This window comes from Emticicia sp. 21SJ11W-3, assembly GCF_024138715.1.
In the GTDB taxonomy this organism is placed as follows: domain Bacteria; phylum Bacteroidota; class Bacteroidia; order Cytophagales; family Spirosomataceae; genus Emticicia; species Emticicia fluvialis.
Genome location: NZ_CP092074.1, coordinates 2,786,598 through 2,802,687, shown reverse-complemented (window position 1 = coordinate 2,802,687; position 16,090 = coordinate 2,786,598). Strand labels below are relative to the sequence as shown.

Below are 16,090 nucleotides of genomic sequence, written 5' to 3'. Positions count from 1 at the left end.
AGTTTCACTGAGTAAGTGAATCGCAGAAAAAGAGATAACGACTAAAATTACCAACCTTAAAACATCATTTTCTGTCTGAGCAAGATTAAAAATCGGGAAATATATTTATGGAAGAAGCAAAAAAACTTTAGATTTTTATTGGCGGACGGCTAGTCTGCGAGTTTAAATGATGAGGGTTTTTGGTTACTTTTTCCGCAAAAAGTAACAACAGAGGAATAAAAAATTCAATAGAGTATAATTGATGAGGACCATCAATAAAAAAAAGTTGTTACCAGTAAAGATAACAACTTTTCGTATCAAAAATAACTTACTACTTCGCATCAACAACGGCAATAGCCACCATATTCACAATCTCTCGTACAGAGCTACCCAATTGCAACACGTGAACCGGTTTTTTCATACCTAAAAGAATCGGCCCGATTTTCTCGATGTTCGCAATTTCTTTTACCAGGTTATAAGCAATGTTGGAAGCCGAAAGATTCGGGAAAATAAGCGTATTAGCACCACCCTCTACCAGGTCGCAGAAAGGATGATTCTCTCTCAGTAAGTCCAGGTCAAACGGTAAGTGAGCCTGCATTTCGCCGTCTACTATCATGGTCGGGTGCTTTTCTTTCAGAATAGACACTGCCTTCTGCATTTTGGCTGCATCTTCGCCGTCGGCACTGCCAAAGTTAGAGTACGTAAGCAAAGCAATACGCGGTTTAATATTAAACTTCTCTACCTCTTTAGCGGCCAGTTCGGTAATTTCTACAATCTCATCAGTAGTCGGGTTGAAGTTGACAGTGGTATCAGCCAGGAACAACGGACCAAAACGGCTCATCAGAATATACATACCTGATACTTTCTTTAAGCCTTCCTGACGACCCACAATCTGCAATGCCGGACGAATCGTTTCCGGATAATTACGGGTCATACCGCCAATCATGGCTTCGGCTTCGCCGGTTTCAACCATCATGGCGCCGTAGTAATTGCGGTTCAGCATTACCATTGTGGCTTCAAACTTATTAAAGCCTTTACGTTTGCGTTTTTCGTAGAACAACTCACCGAATTTCTTGAGGTTTGGCTCCTGCTTGGCAGAGCGCGGGTCTATGATTTCTACCCCGGCAATATCAATGTGGTTTTCTAATACCAGCTGATTAATGCGGTTTTCGTTACCCAGCAAAATAGGTATGGCAATGTTTTCATCTATTACCTGTTGCGCTGCTTTCAATACCGTTAGGTTTTCTGCATCAGCAAAAACCACACGTTTTTTCGGATTCTGTTTGGCCTTTGTGATAATCACCTTGGTAAGTGTGTTATCCTGCCCTAAACGTTTCGATAGTTGGGTATCATAGGCCTCCCAGTCAATAATCGGAAACTTGGCCACGCCTGTATCCATAGCCGCTTTGGCAACTGCCGGTGCAACCGTAGTAAGCAGGCGGGGGTCAACCGGTTTTGGAATGATATACTTTTTGCCAAAAATCAGGTTGTTTTCGCCATAAGCCATATTTACAATATCTGGCACAGGCTTTTTGGCCAGGTCTGCCAGGGCATTTACGGCCGCCAGCTTCATTTCTTCATTAATGATTTTTGAGCGTACGTCCAGCGCACCTCTGAATATATATGGGAACCCCAGCACGTTATTTACCTGATTGGGGTAGTCTGACCGGCCGGTGGCAAAAATAATGTCTTCGCGGGCAGCCATGGCTTCTTCATAAGAAATCTCAGGCGTTGGATTGGCCATAGCAAACACAATACAGTCTTTAGCCATTACCTTCACCATTTCTTGTTTCAGGGTATTACCTTTAGACAAACCAATAAAAACATCTGCGCCGTTCAGGGCGTCAGCCAGTGTGGTTTCAGCAGGCAGGTTATCGTTGGCAAATTCAATCTTTTTGCCATCCAGATTCGTACGGCTGGGGTGAATAAGCCCCTTGCTGTCGAACATGAAAATGTTTTTCTTCTGCGCCCCAAGGCTATTATACAAACGCGTGCATGAAATGGCCGAAGCCCCCGCACCATTGATCACAATCTTTACGTCCTCAAATTTTTTGTTTACCAGTTCCAGTGCATTTTTTAACGCAGCGGCCGAAATAATGGCCGTTCCGTGCTGGTCATCGTGCATTACCGGAATATTCAGCTCGGCTTTCAGCCGTTCTTCAATTTCAAAACACTCAGGGGCCGAAATGTCTTCCAGGTTCACACCACCAAAAGTGGGTTCAAGAATCTTCACGGTTCTTACAAACTCGTCAACATTTTTGGTGTTCAGTTCTATGTCAAATACATCAATATCGGCATATATTTTAAACAAAAGGCCTTTGCCTTCCATTACGGGTTTTCCGGCTTCCGGCCCAATATCACCCAGCCCTAAAACGGCTGTTCCGTTAGATATTACGGCTACCAGGTTTCCCTTGGCGGTATATTTGTAAACATCTTCCGGATTCTCATAAATAGCCATACATGGTTCGGCCACACCCGGCGAATACGCCAGGGTAAGGTCTCTTTGTGTGGCAGTTTCTTTCGATGGAATCACCTCTATTTTGCCCGGACGCCCCTTGGCGTGGTAATGCAAGGCTTCTTCTTTCAGTGTTTTATTAGAACTCATATTTCGAATAAATTTTGATTCTGGCGGCAAAGGTAAGCAATGTTAATTGTTTGATGGAAAGAAAATCGGGTTTTTAGGCCTGATGCCAGGCTGCCGTTTTTCATTTTGTGGCGGACATAGTGGTTTCTACTCATTTATTGTTGATGTTATCGGTTAATATGTCTTCAAATTTATCGATGTTGCTAAACGCCAGATTCATTTTGTTGCGGTCGAACTCATTTTCATTGTTCGATATCCAAACCGTTGCCACACCATTGCCAATAAAGTTGGTAATGGCGCGGGCTTCTGACATGAACCTGTCTACACCCAGCAGCAGAGCCAGCCCTTCTACGGGTATCACCTTAATGGCCGTCAGGGTAGAGGCCAGCACAATAAAGCCGCTGCCCGTTACACCCGCCGCTCCTTTGGAGGTTACCATCAGGATGCCAATGATGGTCAATATCTGCTGAATATCCAGATGCACATTAAATACTTGCGCTAGGAAGATTACGGCCATTGATAAATAAATAGTTGTGCCGTCAAGGTTAAACGAATACCCTGCCGGAACCACCAGCCCCACCACCGATTTTGAACACCCCATTTTTTCGAGCTTCTCCATTAATGAGGGCAAGGCCGCTTCTGATGAAGACGTACCCAGCACAATCAGCAGTTCTTCTCTGATATACTTCAGAAACTTCAACAGGCTTATTTTGTAATGGTTTAGTATAAAATACAGCACCACAAATACAAAGATGGCCATGGTGGTATAAACTGTGGCCATCAGCTTGGCCAGCGGAAGCAGCGTTTTAATACCATACCTGGCAATGGTAAAGGCCATGCCCCCAAATGCCCCGATGGGCGCAAAGAGCATTACCTTATGCAACGCCCAGAAAACTTTTTTTGAAATGGGCGACAAAAAATTAACCACTGCCTGCCTGCCGGAGTAATTGCTCAGCAACACACCCAGCGCAATGGCAACTACCAGTACCTGCAAGGTTACGTTGTCCCAGAAAAATTTTATCCAGCTGAAATGCTCCGCGCTTTGGGTGTATTTAGAGATATCGCCACCCTTAATGTTATCAGTTACCACGCCGTCGCCGGGGCGCAAAATGTTGGCAACAAAAATACCTACTATCAGCGCTATGGTGGTTACCACCTCAAAGTATATCAATGCTTTGGCGCCAACCTTGCCTACTTTCTTCAGGTCGCCCATTGATATAATACCCAATGTAATGGTAAGAAATATAATAGGATTAATGAAGAGTTTCACGGTGCTGATAAAAACACTGCTCATCATCTCACTGAATGTGGTTTTTATTTCAAATTCAGAAACAAAGAGGTTAATTTTTATGCCTTTTTCAAGAATGGGTTTCAGGGCAAAGCCGGGGTTATAATGGCCCAGTAAAACACCACAGATAATGGCAGTTAAAACCCAGAAAGTAAGGTTGGTAAAGAGTTTTTTCATTAGAGTTGTTTTCCGCTTAGAAACATGGTTTCTGTTATGTTTTTTCCTGTGTCGCTATCCAGTATAATTTTCCACTGCCCTTCGGTTTTTCTTAGTACCACTGTAAATTTGCCGTAATAATGATTTATTTTGCCGTCGGCTTCCGTAGACGTTATGTGGTAGAATCCGGTTTCGTAGGCTGTGGTTGCGTTATGGATGCGGTTTTCAAAGCTAAATGCAATACTTTGTTTTCTTTTTTGCTGCTGTTGATAAGCATTGCTTTGCTGATTCCCAAGGGCGTATTCCTGATAGGTAAGAATTTTGCCGGCATCAACCGGTACGCGCACCAGGTCTTTTGCGTGCAAACGCATCAGGTTGTCGGCATTCATATCCTGATACGCTTGAATAAAAGGAAACCACACCTGCTTGTTGATTTCGGTTTCGGTAGCGTTGCTTTGGGCTTTAGCCGAAGAAAAACAGCACATCAGTATACAACTGACCAGGATTTTCATGAATTTTGATGAAAGTTATTTGCAAATCAGGTTATAAAACAAATGTAAGCATTTTTATTTGATTTAGTGAATGAAGGATTGAGTGATTGCAAGCTGATAAATTTTAAAATACTCAAAAAATACATTTTGTAGTTTTTTATCACTCATATCGTTAAATTAAAATCACTAAATCAGCAAACGTTGCCCGCTAAATCAGCGGAACGCCGCCCGCTAAATCACTCATTCACTAAATCACTAAATAGCTAAAGTATATATGCCAAAAGTACGGAAAGAAGAAGAGAAAATTAATTTTCGGCAAAGACTACAATCGCTTCGCAACCTGCCTGTGTTTATAAAAGAAGTTTACCAAACCTCACCTGCATTAACGGTCGGAAATATTGTACTACGGGCCATGCGGTCTGTTATTCCTTTGCTGGTGCTGTACTTGGGCAAATTAATTATTGACGAGGTAATAGTACTAATAAACACGCACGCTACTAATTATCAACACCTCATTCTAATTATATTATCAGAATTCGGCCTTGTAATTATTAGTGATATACTGGCAAGAGGCATTACTCTTACCGATGGCCTGCTGGGTGATATGTTTGCCAACAAAACTTCAATAAAGCTAATGGAGCACGCCGCTTCGCTAGACCTGGCCCAGTTTGAAGACGCCACCTTTTATGATAAACTGGAAAGAGCCCGCCAACAGGTAAACGGACGAACGGCGCTACTATCGCAGACTTTCACGCAGGCGCAGGATCTGGTAACGATGGGCAGCTTAATGGTGGGGCTGGCAGCTTTTAATCCGTGGCTCATTCTGCTTTTATTGGTAGCAGTTATTCCGGCTTTTATGGGTGAGCTGTATTTTAACGCCAAAAGCTATTTTTTACAAAGAGGCTGGACACCCCAGCGACGAACGCTCGATTATTTCAGATACATTGGCGCCAGCGACGACACCGCCAAAGAAATAAAACTCTTTAGTTTGTCTGGCTTTCTGGTCGACAGATACCGCAGCTTGTCGACACAGTATTTTAATGAATCTAAAAAACTGGCTGTCAGCCGGGCTGTGTGGGGTGCGCTGTTGGTAACCATAGGCACAGTGGGGTATTTTTCTGCTTATGGTATTATTGTTTTAGATACCATTAAAGGTGCCATTTCGGTAGGTACACTTACTTTTCTTACAGGCTCGTTCAGGCAGTTGCAGTCTTTTCTTGAAAACTTTCTGAGCCGGTTTAATACTATTTCGCAGGGAGCGCTATATCTGAATGATTTGTTTGATTTCTACCGCATGGAGCCGCACATTGTGTCGCCGGCCAATCCGAGGCCCGTTCCGAATCCTATCAAAGAAGGTTTTGTTTTTGAGAATGTAGGGTTTAAGTATCCGAGGTCTGACAAATGGGCAAACCGACATCTTCATTTTAATTTAAAAGCCGGAGAGAAATTGGCGTTGGTAGGGGAGAACGGCTCTGGTAAAACTACCCTGGTAAAACTGTTAACCCGCCTGTATGACCCTGACGAGGGTAGGATTTTACTGGATGGATATGATTTAAGAGAATATGATCTGGAAGACCTTCGCCGGCAGATAGGAGTAATATTTCAGGACTTCCAGAAGTTTCAGTTTACGGCCGGTGAAAACATAGCCGTAGGTGATATTGAATCTTTAGAAAACAAGCCCGAACTGCAACGTGCCGCCGGACAAAGCCTGGCCGATGCAGTAATTGAAAAACTACCTTTACAATATGACCAGCCACTGGGGCGCAGGTTTGCCAAAGGTATTGAATTGTCGGGAGGCGAATGGCAAAAAGTTGCACTGGCCCGTGCCTACTTGCGAGAAGCCAACGTGGTGATACTGGATGAACCCACAGCAGCCCTGGATGCCCGTTCTGAATTTGAGGTATTTAAACGTTTTGCAGAACTCACCAAGGGCAAAACGGCCGTGCTTATCTCGCACCGCTTCTCAACCGTCCGCATGGCCGACCGCATTCTGGTGCTAGAAAAAGGCCAGATGCTTGAAATAGGCAGCCATGAAGAACTACTAGCTAAAAATGGCAGATATGCCGAGCTGTTTTATCTGCAAGCTGAGGGGTATAGGTAGGATATTGCACTATCTATATCTATCAATTTTAGAATGAAGATAGTAGTAGAATGTATCTCAATTTATATCTTTGTTAAGATTTGAAACTTGCTTGCAAATTTCAAGTAAAAAGAATCAAGATGGAAAAAATAGAAATAAAAGGATACAAATCAATAAAAGAATTATCTCTCCCGCTTCGCCCAATTAATATCTTAATTGGCGCAAATGGAAGCGGTAAAAGTAATTTTCTTTCTTTTTTTGATTTCTTGAAGCATATATATAGGGGAAGCCTGAGAGAGTATGTAGCGCTTAAAGGTATTGACACTTTTTTGCATAAAGGGGATAAGGTGACAAGTGAAATATCAAGTCATTTAGAATTTAAGGGTGCTAAATATACCAATGGTTATTCTTTTACAATAAAAAAAGGAGAGGCTGGTTTTGTTTTTACCAAAGAGGGAATGTGGTATGACAATAATCCTTTTTCAGATAATCCTATAGATATTGCTTCATTAACTGGTGATTCAAAGTTAAGGTTTCAAACAAAACCAAGGGCAACTTATTTAAAGAAGTATTTAGATCAACTTTTCAAATATCACTTTCATGATACTGGTGAAAGTTCACCTTTTAACAAAGAATCTAATATTGATAATGATAAATTCTATCTATATGAGAAGGGTGATAATCTTGCATCTTTTTTATACGACATCTATAGTGAGAATAAGATAGTCTATAATAGGATTATAAAAATTATACAGTCAATTGCTCCTTATTTTCTTGATTTCTTTTTTAGACCTGATTCCAATGGAAATCTAAAATTGAGATGGCAAAGTAAATTTACTTCAACAATTTTTGGCACTAATGATTTGTCAGATGGAACAATAAGGTTTATTGCTTTAACGGTACTTTTCATGCAGCCCAATTTGCCGCAGACAATCATAATTGATGAACCAGAGTTGGGATTACATCCAACTGCCATTGCAAAATTGGCAGGGCTTGTGAAATCTGCTGCTTCTAAAGACTGTCAGGTAATATTGGCAACTCAATCTACTGATTTAATAAGTCATTTTGAGCCGGAAGATATTATTACAGTAGACCAAATAAATGGTGAAAGTATTTTCAAGAGACTAGATTCTGAAACATTGCACTTATGGTTAGAAGATTACACCATTGATGATTTGTGGAAAAGGAATATAATTGAAACAGGCCAACCTAATTTTAGTTAAATCTTATGAAAAGACTAATTATTATTTGCGAAGGCGAAACAGAACAACAATTTTGTCAAACACTTCTTTATACGCATTTTTATTCAAAGGGGAAAATTATTTCCGCCCCAAAAATCAAGCAGTCAAATGGGGGAATTGTTAGTTGGAAGTTTCTTAAAAAGGATATCGAAAACCTTTTAAAATCTGACCCAACATCTTTAATTACAACATTAATTGATTATTATGGATTGGAGGCCAGACATAGTTTTCCAAATTGGCAAATTGCTCAGGCTAAAACTGATGTGAGTAAGAGAATACTTGAGTTAGAGAATGGAATGAAAGAGGATATTGAAGAATCATCCAGTAGAAGATTTATCCCTTACATTCAATTGCATGAATTTGAAGGGCTTTTGTTTAATGATATTAATGTCTTTTCCAATTTTTTTAACGATGAAGAAATAGTTGGAAAAGAAGAATTGAAAAATGTGTTTACCAAGTATGAAAACCCAGAAATGATAAATAATCATTTTGAAACGGCTCCATCAAATCGTTTGAAAAGAATCATTAAAGGATATGATAAGACTTTATACGGGAGTATGTTAGCTGAATATATTGGGCTTGAAAATTTAAGGCGAAAATCCCCAAGATTTAATGCATGGATTACTACTTTAGAAAATCTTTAAACAATTTTTTGATAATAAGGCCTATTTTTCCTCATCCCACAACGCAAAAGCAATCCTCAGTTTGCCGTAGTCATACAACCCTTCCAAGTCCTCAAAGAGTGGTTTCAGAGGGTCGGTTTTTTTGATGTTCAGTCGCATGGCGGCGGCAATTATCTGGTTGTATTCGTAGGCAGGTAATAAATCGTGCAGGTTAATATCATTTCCTTCTTCGTGCAGCTTTACCAAATGGCTCAAAATGGTTGCCTGATTTAGCTTACGTTCCTGAGCAATTTCCTCAACCGACATCCCTTTCTGATACATATCCAGTGTTGCAGCAAACGTAAAACCCTTTACAAGTATGGTTTTACCTTGTTCGGAATGTTCTCTGGCAAAATCGAGTATTTCATTAATAAACGCCTCACCATACTGCCTGAACTTCTGTTCTCCCACGCCCGACACCGTCAGCATCTGTATGCGGTTAATAGGTCTTTTTTGCGCCATATCAGACAGCGTAGCATCAGAAAACACCACAAACGGTGGCAGATTCTGCTCATCGGCCAGTTTTTTGCGTAAGAGCTTCAGTTTGTTAAACAGCGCATCGCGTATAATTTCTTTCTTCGGTTTGTCTTTCGGAGCCTCGGCCTCCAGTCGGGCTTTTTTTACTTCAAAAGGCTCAAATCTTACCAGTTCTACTTTTCTTTCGCCTTTCAGCACCTGCCACGACCGCGCATTCAGTTTCAGGGCGTGCCTTTCGTCGTAGGCAATATCTATAATGCCCGAGTTCAGCAGCTGCGTAATGTAATCGGCCCATTCTTCATATTTCAGTTCTTTGCCTACACCAAAGGTTTTCAGGGTCTGGTAGTTATGCTCAAATATCTGGCGGGTCTGTGCCCCGCGTAGAATCTCAATCAGCAGTCCCATCGCTACTTTCTCTTGCGCACGTGCAATGGCCGATAAGGCCTTCTGAGCAAAAACGGTGGCGTCAAACCTTACGGGTGGGTTCCGGCAAACGTCACAATTACCGCAGTCCTGATGCACTTCTTCATTAAAGTAGCTGAGCAGTACGCGCCTGCGGCAAATTTCTGTTTCGGCATATTGCTTCATGCGGTCCAGCTTTGCCAGTTGCACCTCTTTCATGTCTGGCGGCAGCTCCGACTTCTCAATCATTTCCTTCCGCGTTACAATATCTGCAAAACTGTAAAACAACAGCGTATCAGATGGCATCCCGTCTCGCCCGGCACGGCCAATCTCCTGATAAAAACTCTCCACGTTAGATGGCAGGCTATAATGTATCACAAACCGCACGTTCGACTTATCAATGCCCATTCCAAAGGCTATTGTTGCTACCATTACCTGTATCTCATCTTTAATGAAAGCATCCTGCACCTCCGAGCGCGTTTGCGCATCAACACCGGCATGGTAGTGCATGGCTTTAATTCCCAGTTTGCGCAGTCCTTCGGCCACCTCTTCCGTATTCTTGCGGCTCAGGCAATAAATAATGCCCGGTTCCCCCGGCCGGCTGGCAATAAACTGATGTATCACTTTCAGGCGGTTTCTTCCCGGCGACACCGCGAGGCTCAGGTTGGGGCGGTCAAAAGAGGCAATAAAAGTAGTGGCATCGGCAATGCCCAGTTGTTTCAGAATATCCTTGCGCGTTACCCTGTCGGCCGTAGCAGTAAGGGCAACCATTGGGGTATTGGCAAAGACACTTTTCAATATATGCAATTGGGTATATTCGGGCCTGAAATCATGCCCCCAGGTTGAAACACAATGAGATTCATCAACGGCAATCAGCGAAACTTTCAGGGTCTTTATGTATTCCAGATAATTATTGCTTAGCAGTTTCTCCGGCGAAATATACAGTAATTTCAATGCACCCGAGCGACACTGTATTTCAATTTCCCTTTGTTCGGTGGGCGATAAAGAACTATTAATAAACGCAGCCGGAATACCATTGGCCAGCAATGCCTGCACCTGGTCTTTCATGAGTGCAATAAGCGGAGATATCACCAGGGTTAATCCTTCAAAAACCATAGCAGGTACCTGAAAACAAACCGACTTGCCACCTCCGGTGGGCATCAGCACCAGGCAATCCTGCCCGGCCAGTATGGTATCAATGATTTCAGACTGAAACGGTCGGAAGGAATCGTAGCCAAAATATTTCTTAAGAACCTGTTCTTTAGTCATGAGCACATTTAAATCTTCTATTAAACTTTAAGTGGTTGCGGTAAGAGTCCCTTTCGGGACGAAATATCAGTAGAAACTTTAACCATGTTGATGCTTTTTGAGTCTTATAGAGACGGTATATTTAAATATATCGTCCCTACAGGACTTAGAAAACAATTTAACTAACATAAGCAACTACAGGTATGTTATCCCTAACGGGTGGTGTTTTTGCAACAAAATAATTCATAATTCTGCTATCTCCGCAAATATCTCGTATTTTTACAAAAGAATAAACAACAAACTTGTATTACCGTATGAAAAAAAACATCTTAGCAGTTTTTCTCTTTAGTTCGTGCTCATTTTTATATGCACAAAACCCAAACACCCTCGACAAAGCAAAAATCTACGCAGCTACTATTTCTGCCGACAACCTGAAAAAAGACCTGACCTACATTGCTTCTGATGAACTGGAAGGCCGCGATACCGGCTCGGAAGGACAAAAAAAAGCCGCCGATTACATTGCCAAACGCTTTGCAGACCTCGGCCTGCAACCTGTAGCATCTGACGGCAAAGGCGGCAAAGGCTATTTTCAGCATTTTAATCTATACAAAAAGGGCTGGAAAGACGCCTACATCAAAATAGGCAACAAAAAGAAAGAATTTTTTAAAGATTATTACCCCAATGGCCTTACCAGCATACCGCAGGAAGAATCGGTGCAGGTGGTTTTTGCAGGCTATGGTGTAGAGGCCGGTAATTACAGCGACTACAAAAATATAGACGTAAAAAATAAAGCTGTCGTAATTCTGGAAGGCGAACCCAAAGATGCCGCCGGCAAAAGCTATGTAACAAAAGACGGAGAGAAGTCGGAGTGGGATGACAAAGCCGGCTTCACCAGAAAAACCTCACTGGCGGCCGGCAAAGGTGCCAGAATGCTTTTTGTGGTGTCAGCCTCAGACGAGACCGGATTCAAAAGTCTGGCAGCCGAAAGACGTGTGGTGTTGTCGCGTTTCAACCGCATGAGCATCAGCCAGGCTACAACGCCCGAACAGCCGACCACAAACCCGGTTTTTTATATTTCAAAAGCCATGGCTGCCGAAATGCTTGATATCAAGCCTAAAAAATTTGATAAACTGGTTAATAAAATAGTAACCAGTGGCGTTAGCAGTGCGGGTTCAGTGAAGGAATCGAAGGTATCGGTAAAAGCCGAAAGGGGAGAAGTACCCGTTGAAACCATGAACGTAATGGGCTTTCTGGAAGGAACCGACAAAAAAGATGAAGTGGTGCTGGTAACCGCACATTACGACCACGTGGGTATTCAGGGCGGGCAGATACATAACGGCGCCGATGACGACGGCTCAGGCACCTGTGCAGTTCTTGAACTGGCCAGGGCATTCAGCCAGGCAAAAAAAGACGGCTTCGGGCCTCGCCGCAGTATTTTGTTTATGACAGTAACCGGCGAAGAAAAGGGCCTGTTGGGGTCGCAGTACTATGCCGACAAAGACCCGGTAATTCCGCTGGCTAATACCGTGTGTGACCTGAACATTGACATGATTGGCCGGATAGACAAAGAACACGCCCCGCGTGAAGACTATGTGTATATCATCGGCTCTGATAAATTATCATCAGAATTACATCAAATAAGTGAAGAGGCCAACAATAATTCGGTTAAATTTCAGTTAGATTATACATACAACGATCCCAAAGACCCAAACAGATTTTATTATCGTTCAGATCATTACAACTTCGCCAAGCATAAGATACCCGTTGCTTTCTACTTTACAGGGGTGCATGCAGACTATCATCGCCCGGGTGACGACGTAGAAAAAATCCTTTTTCCTAAATACAGGCAGATTACAGAACTGGTATTTCATACAGCATGGGGTGTGGCGAATCGTGACGAAAGACTGAAAGTTGACAGTAATAAGCCCTGACCGGCCAGTTTTTTTTAAAAAAATAGTATTTTTCTGTGAAAAAAAATCGAGAACGAAAGTTTTAGTTATATGGCAGGAAGCATAATATTTAACTATCTGATAATGAAAAAGTTATGTTTTTAGCCCATACGGAAAATAGATATAATCAATCTTTAAAAAATGCAAAAGTATATTCTGATGATAAAAATTTATAAGGTTTGATATTTTTTGTTTCACCGATTTTGCTTAAACTTGTCCCACGATTGAAAAAGAATATTTAGCAGGTTTTTACAAAATTTTCTATTATTAATATTCTTTGTTTTAAAATTTTAACTTTTATTTACCAAAAAATTCATTGTATCATTTTTTAAAACCCTAAAAATTTCAAAGCTAATGGAAAAAAAGACTACAGCCCCAGCAGCAAAACCAGCAGCCCCTAAGTCTTCAAGTGGTGGATTAAATCCAGCGTTCGTTATCCCAATTTTATTAGTTATCGGTTTTTGTTTGTGGTATTTCATCCTAGGTGACTCAGCCAACTTCTCAGATCCTGAAACTAAACACAAACCAATTACTGCTATGGGTATAGTTTATTCAGGAGGTATCATCGTACCTATCCTGTTAACTTTCATGCTTTCAGTATTGGTATTCTCTATTGAGCGTTTCATTACAATCAACAAAGCTTCTGGTACAGGTGATTTGGACGCCTTCGTTCGTAAAGTACGTTCGTTAGTAGACTCAAACAACATTGCAGAAGCTATCAAAGAGTGTGACAAACAAAAAGGTTCAGTAGGTAACGTTACTAAAACCGCTCTACAAAAGTATAACCAATTGGCCGCTGATACTTCATTATTGAAAGATCAGAAATTGGTTGCACTTCAAAAAGAAGTTGAAGAAGCCACAACACTTGAGCTTCCAATGTTAGAGAAAAACCTTACTATTCTTTCAACACTAGCATCAGTTTCAACCCTTGTAGCCCTATTAGGAACTGTAATCGGTATGATCCGTTCATTCTTTGCTCTTGGTTCTGGTGGTGGTGCCCCTGATGCATCTGCTCTTGCAACTGGTATTGCTGAGGCCTTGATTAACACAGCCTTGGGTATCGGTACATCAGCGATCTCAATCATCATGTATAACTTATTTACCTCAAAAATAGATACGCTTACTTACAAGATTGACGAAATCGGAATGAGCCTTCAGCAAAACTTCGCTGCTCACCACTAAGAAAAGCAGTAAAGTTAACAGTAGTTTAAACTTTTAAATTTTTAAACAAAAGCTATGGCAGCACCGAAACCAGCCAGAAAAAGTCCATCAATGGATATGACTGCGATGTGTGACGTTGCGTTCCTACTCCTTACATTCTTCATCATGACTACCCAGTTCAAAAGTCAGGAGTCTGTAACAGTAGATACGCCTTCATCAGTGTCAGAAATTAAAATTGAGGACAAGGATATGGCTACGATTACCATTGATAAAGACGGCAAATATTATTTTGGCGTTACCAATCCGGTTGACAGATACGCGCTTATTCAGAAAATGAATGAGAAGTATAGCGCCGGCCTTTCGGAATCTGAGCAGGCTAGTTTTACAAAGTTATCTGAAACCGGTGTTTCAATCACTTCATTAAAACAATATCTTGCACTTCCGGACGCACAGAAAGGTCAGGTAAAAATTGCAGGTATTCCAAACGACAGTACAAAAAGTGAGTTGGTTGACTGGGTGAAAACCTATTTGTCAGACATCAACAAGAAAGCGAAACTGGCTGTTCGTGGCGACGTGAAAACGCAGTATCCTGCAATCAAAAAATTGTTTACAGAACTTGGTAAGAACGATATTAACAAATTTCAGTTAATTACCGATTCTGAAACGAAAGAATAGTAAATTTTCGAACCCTTAAATTACCAGATATAAAATGGCAGAAATACAGGAGTCCGGTGGTGGTGGTAAGAAAGGCGATAAGGTACGGTCCAAGAAAGCAGGTGGTAAACCTGATATGACACCGATGGTGGACTTGGGCTTCCTGTTGATTACTTTCTTTATGTATACCACTACATTCGGCAAGCCCAACATGATGAAGCTGAACATGCCTGATAAACCAAAGCCTGATGATCCGCCACCACCAGAGGTAAAGGTAACCAACACCATTACCGTTTTGATGGGGAAAGATGACAGAGTATTTTGGTATCAGAAGCCTCTTCCGGAATTAACCGTAGCAGATATTACCGAAACAGATTACTCTGCCGAAGGTATCAGAAAAGCTGTATTAGTTAAGAAAGCCAATGCGCTTGATGTAAACAAGTTTACTGTTATCATCAAGCCAAGTGATGAAGCTAACTGGAAGAATACTGTAGATATTTTGGACGAAATGGCAATTACGAAGTCAGACCGCTACGCAATTGTTGATTTGGCTCCGAAAGAGAAGGAATTGCTTGACCAAAAGCTGGCAGAACCTAAAAAATAAGTAATCTAAGGAAAAAACAAACAAATCAATGGAAGCAAAAAATGCTAGTAACATCACCTTAGATGAAATTGTATTCGAAGGCCGTAACAAGGAATACGGTGCATATTCACTAAGGAAGAACTACTCAAGATACCTTACCAAAGCTTCTGTTATTGGTATTGGTATATTTGGTGGAGCATTGTTAGCGGCATGGAGTGTTAATAAATTTGGCGGTAATAAAGAAGAAGAACTTCAAACCGTTGAAATTGACCTCTCTAAGTTAAAGGAAGAAAAACAGGAAGAGAAAAAGCCTGATATTCCGCCTCCGCCGCAAGAGCCTGAACCACCAAAGCAGGAGATAGCGCAAATTAAGTTCATTCCGCCTGAACCAAAGGCCGATGAAGAAGTAAAGAACGAAGAACCACCACCAAAAGTGGAAGAGGTTGAAAATAAGGTTATTTCTAACGTGAACAAAGAAGGTGTTGAAACTGAAGAAGTTGCAGCGGCACCTCCACCGGTAGAAGCGCCTAAACCAGCTGAAATCGCTCAACCGAAAGAAGATGAAATCTTCACCACGGTTGAACAACAACCGGAGTTTCCGGGCGGTCTTAAAGAGATGTATACCTTCATTGGTAAAAACCTTAAATATCCGTCTCAAGCTCAAAGAGCCAACGTTTCAGGTAGAGTATTTGCTAAGTTCGTTGTTGAAAAAGACGGACGTATCGGCGACGTACAAGTTCTGAAAGGTATTGGTTTTGGTTGCGACGAAGAGGCAATAAGAGTTATTAAGTCGATGCCAAAATGGAATCCGGGTAAACAAAATGGTCGTAGCGTGCGTGTATTCTTTACCATGCCGATCAATTTCCAACTTGAGTAATAATGGCAGCACGACGTAATTCATCAGATAAGCAGCGTCAGGTATTTCAAAGGGTCTTACAATTGTCAATGGGCTTATTTGCCCTGGTTTACATGGTTTTAGGATACTTTGTAATTAAGTTGAAATGGTTGATGGTGCCGCTTTCAGATACGCTCGCTTATGCAATGGGCGCTTTGTTGATAGCCTATGGTATTTTCAGAGCATACAGAGCCTACCTGTCAATCAAAGACACGATGAATGACTGATTTTTTTCTTTAA

Annotated in this window: 13 protein-coding genes; 9 read left to right on the top strand and 4 right to left on the bottom strand. The window is 41.6% G+C overall.

Translation table 11 applies throughout. The features are described from left to right. Window positions 1–310: 310 nt before the first annotated feature. The 3 genes from MB380_RS11845 to MB380_RS11835 all read right to left on the bottom strand — a co-directional run bounded on the left by MB380_RS11845 (window position 311) and on the right by MB380_RS11835 (window position 4,519). The gene (locus MB380_RS11845; protein ID WP_253522534.1) at window positions 311–2,584 is read right to left on the bottom strand and encodes an NADP-dependent malic enzyme; all 2,274 of its coding nucleotides are present in this window, start codon (window positions 2,582–2,584) and stop codon (window positions 311–313) included. A gap of 130 nt (window positions 2,585–2,714) precedes the next feature. After that, window positions 2,715–4,028, bottom strand: coding sequence for a cation:dicarboxylate symporter family transporter (locus MB380_RS11840; RefSeq protein ID WP_253522532.1), 1,314 nt, complete (start codon window positions 4,026–4,028; stop codon window positions 2,715–2,717). Then, window positions 4,028–4,519, bottom strand: a complete 492-nt coding sequence (locus MB380_RS11835) for a DUF4440 domain-containing protein (protein WP_253522530.1) — start codon at window positions 4,517–4,519, stop codon at window positions 4,028–4,030. Before MB380_RS11835 ends, MB380_RS11840 begins: the two co-directional genes overlap by 1 nt. Before the next feature lie 253 nt (window positions 4,520–4,772). On the opposite strand from MB380_RS11835, the gene MB380_RS11830 reads away from it, so the two are divergent. The 3 genes from MB380_RS11830 to MB380_RS11820 all read left to right on the top strand — a co-directional run bounded on the left by MB380_RS11830 (window position 4,773) and on the right by MB380_RS11820 (window position 8,463). Next, on the top strand, window positions 4,773–6,599 hold the full coding sequence (locus tag MB380_RS11830; protein WP_253522527.1) for an ABC transporter ATP-binding protein: 1,827 nt from the start codon (window positions 4,773–4,775) through the stop codon (window positions 6,597–6,599). Window positions 6,600–6,718: 119 nt separating this feature from the next. Continuing rightward, window positions 6,719–7,801, top strand: coding sequence for an AAA family ATPase (locus MB380_RS11825; protein WP_253522524.1), 1,083 nt, complete (start codon window positions 6,719–6,721; stop codon window positions 7,799–7,801). Between the two features lie 5 nt (window positions 7,802–7,806). Then, window positions 7,807–8,463 carry a DUF4276 family protein gene (locus MB380_RS11820; RefSeq protein ID WP_253522521.1) on the top strand — a complete coding sequence of 219 codons (657 nt, stop codon included), beginning with the start codon at window positions 7,807–7,809 and terminating at the stop codon, window positions 8,461–8,463. Window positions 8,464–8,484: 21 nt separating this feature from the next. Here MB380_RS11820 and recQ read toward each other — a convergent pair whose 3' ends face one another. Beyond that, on the bottom strand, window positions 8,485–10,629 hold the full coding sequence (recQ, locus tag MB380_RS11815) for a DNA helicase RecQ (RefSeq protein WP_253522519.1): 2,145 nt from the start codon (window positions 10,627–10,629) through the stop codon (window positions 8,485–8,487). A 293-nt stretch (window positions 10,630–10,922) separates the two neighbouring features. Between recQ and MB380_RS11810 the strand changes: the two genes are divergently transcribed. From MB380_RS11810 to MB380_RS11785, 6 genes are all read left to right on the top strand, one after another. After that, entirely contained in the window at window positions 10,923–12,539 is a 1,617-nt protein-coding gene (locus MB380_RS11810) for a M28 family peptidase (RefSeq protein WP_253522517.1), read from the top strand. A 372-nt stretch (window positions 12,540–12,911) separates the two neighbouring features. Then, the gene (locus MB380_RS11805; RefSeq protein ID WP_101726057.1) at window positions 12,912–13,739 is read left to right on the top strand and encodes a MotA/TolQ/ExbB proton channel family protein; all 828 of its coding nucleotides are present in this window, start codon (window positions 12,912–12,914) and stop codon (window positions 13,737–13,739) included. Window positions 13,740–13,793: 54 nt separating this feature from the next. Then, entirely contained in the window at window positions 13,794–14,393 is a 600-nt protein-coding gene (locus MB380_RS11800) for a biopolymer transporter ExbD (protein ID WP_253522515.1), read from the top strand. Between the two features lie 34 nt (window positions 14,394–14,427). Next, on the top strand, window positions 14,428–14,976 hold the full coding sequence (locus tag MB380_RS11795) for a biopolymer transporter ExbD (protein ID WP_253522513.1): 549 nt from the start codon (window positions 14,428–14,430) through the stop codon (window positions 14,974–14,976). Window positions 14,977–15,004: 28 nt separating this feature from the next. Beyond that, on the top strand, window positions 15,005–15,832 hold the full coding sequence (locus tag MB380_RS11790) for an energy transducer TonB (protein ID WP_253522511.1): 828 nt from the start codon (window positions 15,005–15,007) through the stop codon (window positions 15,830–15,832). A 2-nt stretch (window positions 15,833–15,834) separates the two neighbouring features. Continuing rightward, window positions 15,835–16,077, top strand: coding sequence for a hypothetical protein (locus MB380_RS11785; protein WP_216824423.1), 243 nt, complete (start codon window positions 15,835–15,837; stop codon window positions 16,075–16,077). Window positions 16,078–16,090 lie beyond the last annotated feature (13 nt).